This is a genomic window from Colwellia sp. SU-HH00943, assembly GCF_057546125.1.
Genome location: NZ_BAAJLW010000001.1, coordinates 191,751 through 207,336 on the forward strand (window position 1 = coordinate 191,751; position 15,586 = coordinate 207,336).

11 protein-coding genes and 1 tRNA gene are annotated in these 15,586 nt (G+C 39.0%); 7 read left to right on the forward strand and 5 right to left on the reverse strand.

Translation table 11 applies throughout. From position 1 onward, the window contains the following. Positions 1-342 precede the first annotated feature (342 nt). The 5 genes from AC27GZ_RS00805 to mutS all read left to right on the forward strand — a co-directional run bounded on the left by AC27GZ_RS00805 (position 343) and on the right by mutS (position 7,591). The gene (locus AC27GZ_RS00805; RefSeq protein ID WP_487092972.1) at positions 343-684 is read left to right on the forward strand and encodes a GIY-YIG nuclease family protein; all 342 of its coding nucleotides are present in this window, start codon (positions 343-345) and stop codon (positions 682-684) included. A gap of 250 nt (positions 685-934) precedes the next feature. After that, the gene (locus tag AC27GZ_RS00810) at positions 935-2,293 is read left to right on the forward strand and encodes a c-type cytochrome (RefSeq protein WP_487092973.1); all 1,359 of its coding nucleotides are present in this window, start codon (positions 935-937) and stop codon (positions 2,291-2,293) included. A 38-nt stretch (positions 2,294-2,331) separates the two neighbouring features. Then, a complete protein-coding gene (locus tag AC27GZ_RS00815; RefSeq protein WP_487092974.1) occupies positions 2,332-3,822 on the forward strand; it encodes a DUF7133 domain-containing protein in 1,491 nt (496 codons plus the stop codon). Beyond that, the gene (locus AC27GZ_RS00820) at positions 3,822-4,778 is read left to right on the forward strand and encodes a ThuA domain-containing protein (protein WP_487092975.1); all 957 of its coding nucleotides are present in this window, start codon (positions 3,822-3,824) and stop codon (positions 4,776-4,778) included. Before AC27GZ_RS00815 ends, AC27GZ_RS00820 begins: the two co-directional genes overlap by 1 nt. 230 nt (positions 4,779-5,008) lie before the next feature. Next, a complete protein-coding gene (gene mutS, locus AC27GZ_RS00825; RefSeq protein ID WP_487092976.1) occupies positions 5,009-7,591 on the forward strand; it encodes a DNA mismatch repair protein MutS in 2,583 nt (860 codons plus the stop codon). Positions 7,592-7,696: 105 nt separating this feature from the next. Here the strand turns inward: mutS and secF are convergent, their stop codons facing one another. From secF to queA, 5 genes are all read right to left on the reverse strand, one after another. Then, positions 7,697-8,647 carry a protein translocase subunit SecF gene (gene secF / locus AC27GZ_RS00830; RefSeq protein WP_487092977.1) on the reverse strand — a complete coding sequence of 317 codons (951 nt, stop codon included), beginning with the start codon at positions 8,645-8,647 and terminating at the stop codon, positions 7,697-7,699. Between the two features lie 22 nt (positions 8,648-8,669). After that, complete coding sequence (secD, locus tag AC27GZ_RS00835) at positions 8,670-10,517, reverse strand: protein translocase subunit SecD (protein ID WP_487092978.1); 1,848 nt, start codon at positions 10,515-10,517, stop codon at positions 8,670-8,672. Positions 10,518-10,709: 192 nt separating this feature from the next. Then, positions 10,710-11,045 carry a preprotein translocase subunit YajC gene (gene yajC, locus AC27GZ_RS00840; RefSeq protein ID WP_487092979.1) on the reverse strand — a complete coding sequence of 112 codons (336 nt, stop codon included), beginning with the start codon at positions 11,043-11,045 and terminating at the stop codon, positions 10,710-10,712. A gap of 51 nt (positions 11,046-11,096) precedes the next feature. Then, a complete protein-coding gene (gene tgt, locus AC27GZ_RS00845) occupies positions 11,097-12,230 on the reverse strand; it encodes a tRNA guanosine(34) transglycosylase Tgt (protein ID WP_487093810.1) in 1,134 nt (377 codons plus the stop codon). 80 nt (positions 12,231-12,310) lie between these two features. Next, on the reverse strand, positions 12,311-13,366 hold the full coding sequence (queA, locus tag AC27GZ_RS00850; protein ID WP_487092980.1) for a tRNA preQ1(34) S-adenosylmethionine ribosyltransferase-isomerase QueA: 1,056 nt from the start codon (positions 13,364-13,366) through the stop codon (positions 12,311-12,313). A 310-nt stretch (positions 13,367-13,676) separates the two neighbouring features. On the opposite strand from queA, the gene aceK reads away from it, so the two are divergent. Beyond that, positions 13,677-15,410 (forward strand): bifunctional isocitrate dehydrogenase kinase/phosphatase, encoded by a 1,734-nt coding sequence (gene aceK, locus AC27GZ_RS00855; RefSeq protein WP_487092981.1) that lies wholly within the window; start codon positions 13,677-13,679, stop codon positions 15,408-15,410. 96 nt (positions 15,411-15,506) lie between these two features. After that, positions 15,507-15,583, forward strand: a tRNA-Trp gene (locus AC27GZ_RS00860). Positions 15,584-15,586 lie beyond the last annotated feature (3 nt).

Here is a 15,586-nt window from a genome sequence, read left to right on the forward strand (position 1 = left end):
TTTGCTAGCTATATTACTACAAGATGACAAATTAACGAGCAATAATGCTAATAAGGCCGTAATTATCAAAATGTTTTTTAAAATGAATTGATGGGGTTTGCAAAAAAGTGTTGTAACAACTACCATAAAAAAATCCGAATAAGGTGAACCAAAAGAGCAAAAATATTCGTACTATAAATACTTTGCCATCGCTCCTAAGTAACTCAGCATTAAGTATTTCTTAGTGATAAATTTTAAACAAGCTATTTTATCATATTTAATTTGCTCAGCTTATTTAACTTATTCAACAAATAAAAATACGATGTAATTTATTGTCAATAACCGATCTAGGGATTTGATCACATGAGCAATTTTCAGCAAAACTGCAAGGATGAAGGCGTTCCATCAGGTCACGTCTATATTATGAGCCACTCACTGTTTTCTGATGTTGTTAGACTTGGCTGTAGTGAAGAAGATCCCTTACATCATGCAAACACCCTATCTCATAGTACAGTCGGTAATTATACGGTTCTCTATTCTTTAAAATGCAACAACCCTTGTAAAATTACTCAACGTATTCGACACCAGTTAACAGCACAAAAATATGTAAATGAGTTTTATCAGGTACCCGCAAAGTTTGCTGAAGGCTTGATAAAAAGGGAAGCATACAAAATTCCTGTCATAATCAATGAGCCAACAAATTAAACCTATTCAGCAAGCACAATTTCATACCAAGTGAAATAACTAATTGGCCAATTAAATTGCTATAACACCTTCTTTGGCTAAAAAACTTATAGAGATTACAAAAAAATTATTTACCGATTTATTTCAAGTCATGATACATTGTTAACAATCAACTAAACACCATAACAAACGAATATAATGGCTGAAGAGTCAAATATTCAAGAAATAAACCTTCAATAACTATTAAGCAGCTTGATAGAGGAAAATGAACGTGAACAGTGAGCACTATCAAAGAGCATGCAGTTTTATAATACTCTGCTATGTTTTGGCTTCATTTACCCTGTCAGCAAACACGCTAAACAAGCAGATTTATAACCTATCCGAGCGCGTTGAGATAACGAAAGAAGGGCAAAACTTATTTGAGCAAGTTTGTGCATCATGTCACGGTAAAGACTTAAGTGGCGCATCAGGTTTTAACCTAAAAGATGGCGAGTGGATTCATGGTAATAAGCCGTCACAAATTCTCAACAATGTAAAAAACGGTTTTATGAAAGCTGGCATGCCAGGCTTTGAAACGGTATTTTCTGAGCAGCAATTACAATCCATAGTTGCCTACATACTATCAAAGCGCGAAGGTTTTGATGGTTTAAGCTACAAAATTTATCAGCTAAATAACGAAAATGATACCGAAGTAACCTCAGAAAAATTAATCAAATCGGGCTCTCTTCCCAAGAATTTAGCAGATTTTTCACTTCCAGAGATATCCCATTACTTTATAGAATTTGAAGGTGATTTTTATGCACCTAAAAAACAAGACAGCCAAATTTGGCTTGAATGGGGCTTTCCTCACGAAGTCAATATGTACATAGATGGTAAATTAGAAAAGCGAGGTGGAAAGCCTTGGTATCCCACATGGCGCTTAAAGCGTGGCAAACAACACCTAAAAATCACTTATCGATCAGGTAAATCCAACCCTAATCATCGAAATCTAGTTTTGCTGGGCACAAATCTAGATATGAGCATCAAACTGTTTGCCGTTTCAAGCAAAGGGCAAGCAGTTTTAGCTGATAATAAATATGAGCTAAAGGCAGAAGCAAAAACCATTGTTCAGCGAAAACGTGTATATGAATTACCACCATATACAATTTCTGTAGGTCTACCAGTCAAAATAAATTATGCCTTCAACACTAAAAGTTGCGCTGTTATTGCTTTATGGCAAGGGGAAATGATCAATATAGGCCCCAATATATCTGGTCGTGGTGAAGATCCAAGTTTGCCCTTAGGTGAACCAGTATTCGGTTACCCAAATCAACTAAAAGCGTCAGTAACAGATCAGATAAAATGTCAGTATAAAGGTTATAAACTACGCCAAAGTGATCCTGAGTTTTCTTACCAGCTTGCTGATACAAACTTTAGTGTTATCGCACAAGCACATCACAATCAAGCCATCACGTTTGAATATACCTTAGATAAGCCCAATTCTACTATCGCTTTGACGCTTCCTAACGCAGCTAACTTAAGTTGGTCATCAGACAAGGGTAATCTAAGTGTCAATGATGAAAATTCAGTGTTAGTTAACACCAATAGTCAAGGGAAATTTAGTCTCACAGCAACCATAAAACAACCTTAAATTAACTTTAAATACCATAAATAAGCCAAGCATAAAGTATGAAAAAATATAAAGTTTTGAAAGTATATCTGTTAAATAAAGTGTCTACTTGCTTATCCATCATCATGGCATGTACCTTAAGTTTAAATGTCTATAGCCAAGAAGCACCAAAGCATGCTTATAAACCTGACGGCTACAGTATCGTCACCATTGAAACCCCAAAAGATGTTAGGTTTCATATCACAGGCTTAGATAGCGACGCTAACGGTGTTATTTGGGTGGCAACACGTTTGGGGGATATTTGGTATTACCAAGAAAACAACTGGACTAAATTTGCTGAAGGCTTGCACGAGCCAACAGGCCTTTTAGTCGAAGATGATGGCTCAATACTCGTTGCACAGAAGCCTGAGTTAACCAAGTTAAAAGATAATAATGGTGATGGTGTGGCCGATGAGTTTATCGTTTTAGCCAATGGCTGGGAGTTTCATGACAATTATCATGAATTCACCTTTGGGCCAACCAAAGATCACCAGGGCAATTATTTTGGCACCCTCAATTTGAGCCACAATAACCCAGATGCTTTTACTCTAGGGGCTATGGGATCGCCGGGTGGCCATAGAGGTTTCGCATTTAAAGTGTCAAAAGAGGGGGAATACTCTCCATATGCTTGGGGGTTAAGATCACCCGCCGGTATTGGTACAAGCCCTAATGGAGAGGTATTTTTTACTGATAACCAAGGAGATTGGGTTCCGACATCAAAATTACATTTATTAGCAGAAAACAAGTTTTATGGACACCCCGTTTCATTAATTGAGATTGAAGATCATACTCGCGAAAGTGTCGCTAAATTAACTTTAGATGAACTTGCTGCCATGAGTGAAAAACCCGTAGTCTGGATACCTCATGTTGAAGTTGCCAACTCGCCGGGTAATCCATCGTGGGATACTAGCTTAGGTAAATTTGGTCCTTTTAGTGGTCAGATATTTATTGGCGATCAAACACAATCTAATATTTTTAGAGTGATACTTGATAAAGTTAACGGTCAATACCAAGGCGCTGTCATCAACTTTATCAACAAGTTTCAAAGTGGCAATATTCGCACGACATTTGATAAAAATGGTCAACTATGGGTTGGACAAACTGCACGAGGCTGGGGAGCTCAAGGGCCAAAACCTTTTGGCTTACAAAAAGTGGTTTGGGACGGTACTAACCCATTTGAATTGCTGACTATCAAGTTAACTAAAACAGGCTTTAGTTTAACCTTTACTGATGCACTCGATGCGAACACAGTCAACTTAGCCAGTTTATCAGCTCAGCAGTGGCATTATCATTATTCAAGTAATTATGGCTCGCCAAAAATAGACCTCGCAGCATTACCAATAACAGAGATTACTCTATCCAAGGACAAGAAAACCCTAAATATCAACTTACCCCTTACCCAAAACAAAGTGGTACAAATTGATTTTCCCGGTTTAAGAGACACAACAGGGCGAGCCGTCAGTGTTGAAAAAGTGTATTACACCATCAATCAGCTAATCAAAGGTGAATAGTGCGACTCCTTAAACAAAACCGTAAACGCTACATTAAGCACAATCTTAAACAAAGCTTAATACTCATCAGCTGCTTTTTATTCGGTTGCACACAAACCAGTGATGATACTCAAAAAATCCATGTGTTAATCCTTGATGGTCAAAACAATCATGTTATTTGGCCTAAAACCACAGACATGATGAAACAGTTTTTACAGAAAACAGGAAGGTTTGAAGTAGATGTTTATCGCAGTTTAAAAACATGGAACGGCGGTAAGTTAATTGCAATGTATCCTGCAAACGATGGGCGAGTACACCAAGACAGTGCTGCCCCTGAAATTGACGCAAGTTTTACCCCTAACTTTGCTGATTATGATGTGGTGATTTCTAATTTTGGCTGGCAAGCAGCACCTTGGCCACAAAAAACACAAATAGCTTTTGAAAACTTTATGCGTGAAGGTGGAGGTTTTGTCTCCATTCACGCTGCAAATAACTCGTTTCCCCACTGGCCTGAATATAACAAGATGATTGGCTTAGGCGGCTGGGGAGGGAGAACAGAAAAAAATGGCCCATACCTTTATCTCAATGAACATAACGAGCTCAAGCGTGATTTCTCACCAGGCAATGCGGGTGGCCATGGAAAGCAGCATACATTTGAAATTCAAAGCAGAAACCAAACACATCCCATCATGAGGGATATGCCGCTTAAATGGATGCACAGTAGCGATGAACTCTATAACCGTTTACGCGGTCCTGCTAAAAATTTAACCGTATTAGCCAGTGCCTTTGATGATAAAAAATACAACGGCTTTGGTCGTCATGAAATAGTCGCTATGACCATTAAATACCATAAAGGGCGTGTATTTCATACCACCCTTGGCCATGGTGAAGCTGCTTTTTCTGATCCACATTTTATTGCGCTAGTAACAAAAGGCACTGAATGGGCAGCCACAGGAGAAGTGGAAACTAGTAGGTAAACAAGCGCCAGCTGCATTTTATTTTTTATCCATATTTAGATCGGCTATAGCACTAATTTTCTAATATCAGTATCATTGCATTTATAACTTCGAATGTTAGTAAACTTACAAGTGTAATGTAGATTTCTCAAAGGAATGAGATACTACCGCTAAACCTACTCAGGTTAGTTTACAACAACCGCACCAACAGTCGCACAAGTGGCAATACAAAAGCAAAGTGTAATTAAAACATGCAAGACTTATCTCAACACACCCCTATGATGCGTCAGTACTTAACCATTAAGGCTGAATTTCCACATATTTTAATTTTCTATCGCATGGGTGATTTTTACGAATTATTTTTTGAAGATGCTAAAAAAGCCTCTGACTTATTAGACATTTCATTAACGGCACGTGGTAAAACGGGTGGTAATGCAATTCCAATGGCAGGTGTTCCTTATCATGCGGTAGAAAACTATTTAGCAAAACTTGTACAACTGGGTGAAAGTGTTGCTATATGTGAGCAAGTTGGCGACCCCGCAACAAGTAAAGGCCCTGTTGAGCGAAAAGTGGTTCGTGTTATTACACCGGGTACGGTAAGTGATGAAGCATTACTAACTGATAAACAAGATAACCTGATTGTTGCCGTATTTGAAAACCAAAATAGACAAAGTAAAACGGCTGAGTCAGCCTTTGGGTTAGCTTATTTAGACATGACCAGTGGCCGCTTTATCTTAACTGAGCCAGAAACTGAAGAACAGTTACAAGCTGAGCTGCAACGCCTATCTCCAGCGGAGCTACTCTACCCTGAAACTTTCGCTAACTTTACGTTAATTGAGCACTGTAAAGGTTTACGTAGACGCCCAGAATGGGAATTTGATTTACAAACAGCTACAAACTTGCTCAATCAGCAATTTGGCACGAAAGAGCTCACAGGTTTTGGAGTTGAAAATAAACCCTTAGGGCTTGCCGCTGCCGGTTGTTTATTTCAATATGTAAAAGATACTCAGCGCACTGCTTTACCTCATATTAGAGCTATTTTAACGGAATCAGCACACAAAGGGGTGATTCTTGATGCTGCAACTAGGCGCAATCTAGAGTTAACTCAAAACTTACAAGGGGGGGTTGATAATACCCTTGCCTCAATATTAGATAAATCAGCCACGCCAATGGGCTCACGGTTATTAAAACGTTGGTTGCACTTCCCTTTACGCGATATTGAAGTTCTCACCAACAGACAAAATGCCATAGAGCAGATCATCGAAAAAGAATTACAGCTTGATATTCACCCTTTATTTAAAGGCTTGGGTGATATTGAGCGTATTATTTCACGCATCGCACTTGGCTCTGCACGTCCACGCGACTTTGCGCGTCTACGTTATGCGCTGCAACAGTTGCCCGAATTACAAAGTTACTTATCTGAATCCAAACAAGGCTATATTCATCAATTAGGGCAAGATTGTTTGCCCATGTTAGATATTCAATCTCTACTCGAAGATGCCATTGTTGAGAACCCGCCCGTATTAATTCGTGATGGTGGCGTTATAGCCCCCGGATACAATGATGAGTTAGATACCTTACGCGACTTAAGCCAAGGGGCTGAGAATTTTTTAACTGAGCTTGAAACCAGAGAAAAAGAACGCACAGGAATTCAAACGCTTAAAGTAGGCTATAACCGCGTACACGGCTTTTTTATCGAAATCAGTAAAAGCGCGGCAAATGATGTGCCGGAGCATTATATACGCCGTCAAACGCTAAAAAACAATGAGCGCTTTATTACCGAAGAGTTAAAAGAGCATGAGCATAAAGTACTCAGTGCCCAAAGCCAATTTTTAGCGTTAGAAAAACGGTTATATCAAGAGCTTTTTGAGAAAATGCTGCCAAAAATTTCACAGCTACAATCATTAAGTCAAGCCATTGCTGAGCTTGATGTATTAACTACCTTTGCCGAGCGAGCAATCACGTTAAATTATGTGAAACCAAGCCTTAGCCATGATGCAGGTATAGATATTGAAGCGGGACGTCACGCGGTTGTTGAACAAATGACTGATGATGCTTTTATTGCAAACCCTGTCGTGCTGACTGAGCAGCGAAAAATGCTCATTATTACCGGCCCGAATATGGGGGGTAAATCAACCTATATGCGCCAAACGGCACTGATAGTACTCCTTGCCCATGTCGGCTGTTTTGTGCCTGCACAAGGCGCTAAAATTGGCATGGTGGATCGCATTTTCACCCGTATTGGTGCGTCTGATGACTTAGCTAGCGGCCGTTCAACCTTTATGGTGGAAATGACAGAAACTGCAAATATTTTACATAATGCTACTGAGCGAAGCTTGGTATTACTTGATGAAATAGGCCGCGGCACCAGTACTTATGACGGACTATCACTCGCTTGGGCGTGTGCTGAAATGCTAGCGTTAAAAACTCAAGCTTTCACCTTATTTGCCACTCACTACTTTGAACTCACTCTATTAGCTCAGCAAATAGAAAGCTTAGCGAATGTCCACTTAGATGCTATGGAGCATGATGATAACATTATCTTTATGCATGCTGTTCAAGAAGGTGCTGCCAGTAAAAGCTTTGGCTTACAAGTTGCCCAGCTTGCTGGAGTGCCTAAAGCAGTTATCAGTCGTGCTAAGCAACGTTTACTTGAATTAGAAAACCAACAAGCGCCTTCAATTTTACCAGAGCAAAGCGAGAGCTTTCAGCAATTATCGTTAGTGGCAGATGATCACCCAGCGCTAAACACTTTGCGTGACATTGATGAAAATGATCTTTCGCCAAGACAAGCGTTAGATCTCATCTATACCTTAAAAGAAACCTTAAAGTAAACCTCGAAATAACGTCTTTAATACCTTAAATACAATTAAAAAAAGCCGAACAACAATCGTTGTTCGGCTTTTTATTAGCTATACGAAAAATACGAAAACCATGCCTTATGGCATCATCATTTCGTCTTGATCTGCACCTTCTTTTTCAATCACTTCCGGAATTAAATCATCTCTAGAAATGCCTAAAGATAATGCCACTAATGAAGCGACATAAATCGAAGAGTAAGTACCTACAAACACACCAAATAGCAATGCAGTTGCAAAACCGTGAATTAACGCACCACCTTTAAAGAATAATGCCGCTAATACCAATAAGGTCGTTATTGACGTAATAAAGGTACGACTTAAGGTTTGCGTCAATGAAATATTAATAATTTCTTCAGGTAAGGTGTCTCTAATTTTACGGAAGTTTTCACGAATACGATCCGAGACAACAATAGTATCATTTAGCGAGTAACCGATAACCGCTAAAATTGCCGCCAGTACTGTTAAGTCAAATTCTAAACCTAAAATAGAGAATAAGCCTAACGTCAAGAGAACATCGTGGAAAAGGGCAATAACCGAGCCTATAGCAAAACGCCATTCAAAACGAAAAGCAACATAAACTAGAATACAGATTAATGCGGTAAGCATCGCTAAACCACCTTGCTCTGTAAGTTCATCACCAACGCTAGCACCAACAAACTCTATACGGCGCATATCAACATTCTGCCCCGTACCAGATTGTAATATTGACAAAATTTCATTGCCTAACATTTCAGCTTTTACGTCTTCACGTAAACCAAGGCGAATAACAACGTCACGGCTACTACCATAAAATTGAATTTTGGCATCATCATGACCATTATCTTGCATTAACTGACGCAGTTTTTGTAGATCAGCGGCTTGATCAAAGCCTACCTCAATTAAGGTACCGCCGGTAAAATCTAAACCAAAGTTTAATTTATTAACCGCTAGTGAAGTGATTGCCGCCATCATTAATAGCGCACTAAAAACCATCGCAATTTTGCGATACTTCATAAAGGCGACGGTGTTTTTCAATTGTAAAATTTGCATTATATTTAAATTCCCGTCTTAACTATATGGATAGCTTTTCAAGGCGTTTACCGCCCCAAACTGCATTAACAATGGTTCTAGAGCCAACGACTGAAGTAAACATTGAAGTGATAATACCGATAGATAATGTCACAGCAAAGCCTTTCACTGGCCCCGTGCCAACAGCAAAAAGAATTAATGCTGCAATTAACGTGGTGATATTGGCATCAATAATAGTTGAAAATGCGGCTTCATAACCTTGATGAATAGCTTGCTGGATTGTTTTGCCTTCTCGAATTTCTTCTCGAATACGCTCAAATATCAATACATTCGCATCAACGGCCATACCAACAGTCAGAACTATACCTGCCATGCCCGGTAAGGTTAATGTTGCGCCAGGAATCATTGACATAATACCAACAATGAGCACTAAGTTAGCACCTAAGGCAAAGTTTGCTACAACACCAAAAGCGCGATAGTAAATAATCATAAAAATGAACACTAAACCAAAGCCCAGTACGATAGCCTGAAAACCTAATTTAACGTTCTCTGCACCTAATGTCGGCCCAACAGTACGTTCTTCAACAATCGTAATTGGCGCAATTAAGGCACCAGCACGTAATAGTAATGCTAAATTATGTGCTTCAGCTTGTGAGCCAGCACCAGTAATTCTAAAGTTTTTACCTAAACGCGCTTGAATTGTAGCTACAGAGATAACTTCTTGAACTTTTTCGAAGATTATATTGCCTTCAGCATCACGTCGCTCGGTTGGTTTATATTCAATAAAAACGGTTGCCATCGGCTTACCAATATTACTTTTGGTGCCGTTAGACATTTTACTACCGCCAGCACTATCTAAAGAAATATTTACTTGAGGGCGTGAGTATTCATCAAAGCCAGACTTAGCATCAGTAATGTGATCGCCGGTTAGCATGATGCGTTTTTTCAATAACGTTGGTTGACCGTCTTTATCTGTTAATAAAATAGAGCTAGCCGGTACACGACCATTTAATGCCGCTGATAAGTCACCTTCGGTATCTACTAATCTAAATTCGATAGTAGCGGTAGCATTAAGAATTTCTTTCGCTTTAGCCGTATCTTGAACACCCGGTAATTCAATAACAATATGTTTTTGACCCTGACGTTGTACTAATGGCTCAGCAACACCAAGTTCATTAACACGGTTGCGGATAATAGTAATATTTTGCTGTAAGGCATATTCGCGAATTTCTTTAAGCTTAATATCCGTCATTTGTGCTGATAAGGTTAAGGTATCGTCGTCAGTATTCAGTAAAAGATCACGGTAACGTTTTTTTAGTAAAGACTCGGCTTGGTCAAGGTCTTCAGCTTTACGAAACTGAATAACAATGGCATCACCCTCTTCTTTTACACTACGATAACGAATTTTCTCATTGCGTAAATCACCACGAAAATCAGCAACCATACCAACTTTGGCTTTATTGATGGCTTCTTTCATGTTGACTTCCATTAAGAAGCTAACACCACCACTTAAATCTAAACCAAGCTTCATTGGTGTGCCACCAATACCCGCTAACCAATCTGGGGTAGCAGGCGTAAGGTTTAAGGCAACAGAATATTTTTTACCTAAGTTATCGTCAAGCACGTCACGTGCTTTTAGCTGATCTTCAGTATTTTTAAAGCGGGTAAGAACTTGCCCTTCTTCTAAAACAATACTGGCGTAATCAATATTATTTTCACTTAAATGCCCTTTGATAGTATCAAGGGTGGCAACATTCGCTTCAACACCACGTAACCCTGAAACCTGTACAGCAGGATCTTCACCATAAAGGTTAGGTGTGGCATAGAGTGCACCTAAGGCAACGATAAACGCTACCATCAGTGTTTTCCATAAAGGGTATTTGTTTAACACAATTTGTCCTTTTTCATTTATTACTTTTATTTAATGCTTACTTTATAGACGGTAACTACAAAGTAATTATTATAATGTTTGCATTCAAAGTGACTTAGCAAGTGAGAAGGTGCAAAAAAGGAAATACCAGCATGACACTAATCAATGGGTATTTCCTATAACTTCAGCGCTAGTTAACTATCAACTAAAGTATTACAAAGATTTCATTGTGCCTTTAGGTAATACCGCATTAATAGCTGCTTTTTGTACAGTAACTTCAGTACCTTCAGCTACGCTAACAACAATAAAATCTTTCTCGTCTGATACTTTTACAATTTTACCAACAATGCCACCTTGAGTAAGCACTTCGTCACCTTTTGATAACGCAGACATTAAGCTTTTATGCTCTTTAACACGCTTAGCTTGTGGGCGGTAAATCATAAAATAAAATACTAAACCAAAAACCGCTAGCATGATGATCATTTCCATACCACCTCCGGCTGGTGCTGGAGCGGCTGCGGCGTGGGCTGTATTTATAAATAAACTCATATTATCCTCTTCTACTTCTTTTAATAATTAATAAAATTGTTTTTACTTAAGTTAAACCTGTTTACTGCCTTGTGCTAATGGCGGCACAGGTTTATTTCTTAGCGCATAAAACTCTTCAACAAAATCGTCTAATTTACCTTGCTCAATAGCATCACGCAAACCTTGCATCACTTTTTGATAAAAATGTAAGTTATGTAAGGTATTTAATTGCGAACCTAAGATCTCTTTGCACTTATCTAAATGATGTAAATAAGCACGTGAATAATTTTTACATGTATAGCAATCACATGTGGGATCTAATGGCCCAGTATCTGTTTTATTACTGGCATTACGAATTTTAATCACACCGGTATTAACAAATAAATGACCATTTCTAGCATTACGCGTTGGCATAACACAATCGAACATATCAATGCCTCGGCGAACACCTTCCACCAAATCTTCAGGCTTACCTACTCCCATCAAGTATCGGGGCTTATTTTGTGGAATCAAGGGGGCAGTGTGATCTAATATGCGAATCATATCTTCTTTTGGCTCACCAACCGATAAACCACCAATCGCGTAGCCATCGAAATCAATAGCCTTCAGGCCATTTATAGACACTTCGCGTAAATCTTCATACATTCCGCCTTGCACTATACCAAATAATGCTGACGGGTTATCGCCATGGGCATCTTTTGAGCGTTGTGCCCAGCGAAGCGATAATTCCATGGAGTCTTTTGATTCTTTGTGCGTTGCTGGATATGGCGTACATTCATCAAAGATCATCACAACATCCGATCCTAGTTTACGCTGTACTTCCATTGAGCGTTCAGGCGTTAACATTATTTTTTCACCATTGACTGGCGAACTAAAGCGAACCCCTTCTTCGGTGATTTTGCGCATTTTACCTAGGCTAAATACCTGAAAACCACCTGAATCTGTCAGGATAGGTTTATCCCAATGAATAAAATCATGCAAATCGCCATGTTGCTCAATAATGTCCGTACCCGGGCGTAGCATTAAGTGGAAGGTATTGCCTAATATGATTTCAGCACCTGTATCACGTACTTCGTCGGTTTTCATCCCTTTAACGGTACCATAAGTACCTACCGGCATAAATGCTGGCGTTTCAACAGTACCACGATCAAAGGTTAAACGACCACGACGGGCTTTACCGTCAGTATTTAATAAGGTGTATTGCATTTTACTTTTCATAACTTTTCCTACCTACCAGCGAAACAGGCTGATGGTTCATCTTCAAAAACGCGAAAAATTCGCGCTGACTATTTTTTAGTTAACATTTGCTTGGTGAGGAACATCGCATCACCATAACTAAAGAAACGATATTTTTCGTTAATGGCATGCTGATAAGCACTCATAATATTGTCGTAACCAGCAAAAGCGCTCACTAACATTAATAAGGTTGATTCCGATAAATGAAAATTAGTGATTAAGGCATCGACTACCTTAAATTCATAACCTGGGGTAATAAAAATATCGGTATCACCATAAAAAGCCGCCAGTTCACTGCCTTGCTCTTGTGCAGAAGTCGCGGCACTTTCAAGTGATCGCACTGAGGTTGTGCCCACCGCAATCACACGGCCACCATTAGTTCTCGTTTGCTGAATTTGCTGAACAACGTCTTCCGGCACTTCAACATATTCAGCATGCATAATATGATCGGCTATTTCATCCACTTTTACTGGCTGAAAAGTGCCTGCACCAACATGTAAAGTGATAAAAGCTAGTTCAACACCTTTGGCTTTAATTTGCTCAAGCAATGCGTCGTCAAAATGCAAGCCTGCTGTTGGTGCGGCAACGGCACCAGGCTTTTCATTATAAACTGTTTGATAACGTTCACGATCACTGGTTTCATCGGGTCTATCTATATATGGAGGCAATGGCATATGGCCAATATCGTCTAGAATAGAAAGCACTGACTTTTCACCATGAAACTTCAGCTCAAATAACGCGCCATGACGGGCAACCATAGTGGCTTTTGCTGTTCCTTCAAGTAACAACTCAGCTCCCTCTTTTGGTGACTTACTGGCGCGAATATGGGCTAACACTGTATTTTTATCAATTAAGCGCTCAACCAATACTTCAATTTTTCCACCGCTAGATTTTTGCCCAAACATACGTGCTGGAATAACGCGGGTATTATTAAACACCAGTAAATCGCCAGCATTGAGCTGCGATAAAATATCTTTAAAACCCAGATCAGCTATTGCACCGCTGTCACCATTTAGCGTCATTAATCGGCTACCAGTACGATCAGCTTTAGGGAATCGAGCAATTAACTCACTGGGTAAATCAAAAGAGAAATCAGAAACACGCATGATATAAAGTAGAGCTTACCTTTTGGTTGATAATTAATAGTTGAGCATGCCGCTAAGCACTATACGTACTAAGCGTAATTAGCAACAAGTCTATTAATGAAAACAAAACGCGTAATTTTAGAGCCCAAGGCCTTTAATGGCAAGAGAAATAAACTAACTAACACTAAGGATATTGCTAGCAAACTTCTTTAAATTGATCCGCAACAACATAATTATTAATTATATTCAGTATTTACCTGAAACCACCTGTCGAAATGTTATTTTTAACGTATGCTCATAACTATCAAGAACTTCATGACAGGCTGCCCATATGAACAATCTCGCTTTTTCAATCGCAACCACAATCATCAATGGTTTTAATCGCCATATCCATCTGTTTATTGAGATTACTCAGTCTGCACAACAACGATTTCAGCAGTGCCAATGGGCAGAAGTTCAACAAGCAGCTAAAGCAAGAACGACTTTTTATGAGCAACGGGTTAAAGAAACTTATAACACCATCCAGGAAGATTTTTTTATCAACACCCTCGATGACACACTATGGCTACAAGTCAAAAAAGAATATATCAAACTTTTAGCTAGCCATAATCAACCTGAGTTGGCAGAAACATTCTATAACTCCGTTTTTTGTAAACTCTTTGAACGTAAGTATTACCACAACGATTATATTTTTGTCGAAAGTACAGCGCATCAACTTGATGATAGACCTACTCCAAACATTTATACGAGTTATAAACCAGAGGAAAAAGGCTTAAAACAAACCATCTGCGACATAATGAATTCTCAAAAAAGCACGGTACCTTTTATTGATTTAGAAGGCGATGTTGACATTCTGATCAGTGCCTTTCGCCGTAAAGCACATAAAACACGTTTTAAACTAGAAGATTTACAGTTCGATATTTTAAATTTTACTTTTTATCGAAATAAAGGTGCTTATCTTATTGGGCGAGTTATTTCGCCAGCAGGTGAAACACCTTTCATTGTGTCAGTTTTAAATAATGAACAAGGTAGCTTATACATAGATGCTTTATTAACTGACTGTGAAGACATGGCTGTAGTGTTTGGTTTCGCTCGCGCCTACTTCTTTGTGGATTGTCAGCACCCTTATGCTTTGGTTAACTTTTTACAAAGCTTAATGCCCCATAAAACCAAAGCTGATTTATATTCCGCCATTGGTTTTCACAAACAAGGTAAAACACAATTTTACCGAGACTTTCTCAATCACCTTGATAGCAGTGACGATAAACTAGAATTAGCCGCCGGTATTAAAGGTATGGTGATGTCGGTATTTACCCTGCCCTCATACCCTTATGTGTTCAAAATCATCAAAGATAAGTTTTCTCCCAGTAAAAACATGACTAAAAAAGATGTTAAAGGGAAATATCGTTTAGTTAAACAACACGACAGAGTGGGGCGTATGGCGGATACCATGGAATATTCTGAAGTCGCTTTTCCTAAAGATCGATTTAATGAAGAACTTTTAGCAGAGCTAAACCAAGTTGCACCTTCGATTATTCGCTATGAAGATGACCTAATTATCATCGAACACTTATATATAGAGCGGCGCATGGTGCCATTAAATTTATACCTAGCACAAGCCAGTGATGAAGAAATTAATAATGCACTTTATGGTTATGGTAAAGCCATTAAACAGTTAATTTCTGCCGATATTTTCCCGGGTGACATGCTACTCAAAAACTTTGGTGTAACCCGCCATGGTCGCGTTATTTTTTACGATTACGACGAAATAACTTACATGAACGAAGTTAATTTTAGAGTAAAGCCTGTCCCCAGAACAGAAGAACAAATTTATGCGGCTGAGCCATGGTATTCGGTTGCTCCTGGCGATATGTTCCCTGAAGAATTAGCTACTTTTGCTTTAGCTAATCCAAAATATTTAAAGGCATTTAAAATACATCATGAAGATTTATTAACCGCAAGTTACTGGCAACAATGTCAACAAAATGTGGCAAATGGTGTGTTTGAAGATGTTTACCCTTACCCTGATAAATTTAGGTTTGCGAATATCCGAGCAAATAGGTAAGTGGCTAATTAACAAACAAACAAGCAAACAATTATCATTAATTAACGATTAACTCTTTACCTTTGGCTGAGCATCAGTATAATTCGAATCCGTTGCAGGGGTGTAGTTCCAATTGGTAGAACAGCGGTCTCCAAAACCGACGGTTGGGAGTTCGAATCTCTCCACCCCTGCCATTT

Bases quoted from the DNA above. Each gene is read 5' to 3' on its own strand.
- AC27GZ_RS00805 (WP_487092972.1), top strand. From the start codon at position 343: ATGAGCAATTTTCAGCAAAACTGCAAGGATGAAGGCGTTCCATCAGGT.
- AC27GZ_RS00815 (WP_487092974.1), top strand. From the start codon at position 2,332: ATGAAAAAATATAAAGTTTTGAAAGTATATCTGTTAAATAAAGTGTCT.
- mutS (WP_487092976.1), top strand. From the start codon at position 5,009: ATGCAAGACTTATCTCAACACACCCCTATGATGCGTCAGTACTTAACC.
- secF (WP_487092977.1), bottom strand. From the start codon at position 8,647: ATGCAAATTTTACAATTGAAAAACACCGTCGCCTTTATGAAGTATCGC.
- yajC (WP_487092979.1), bottom strand. From the start codon at position 11,045: ATGAGTTTATTTATAAATACAGCCCACGCCGCAGCCGCTCCAGCACCA.
- tgt (WP_487093810.1), bottom strand. From the start codon at position 12,230: ATGCAATACACCTTATTAAATACTGACGGTAAAGCCCGTCGTGGTCGT.
- queA (WP_487092980.1), bottom strand. From the start codon at position 13,366: ATGCGTGTTTCTGATTTCTCTTTTGATTTACCCAGTGAGTTAATTGCT.
- aceK (WP_487092981.1), top strand. From the start codon at position 13,677: ATGAACAATCTCGCTTTTTCAATCGCAACCACAATCATCAATGGTTTT.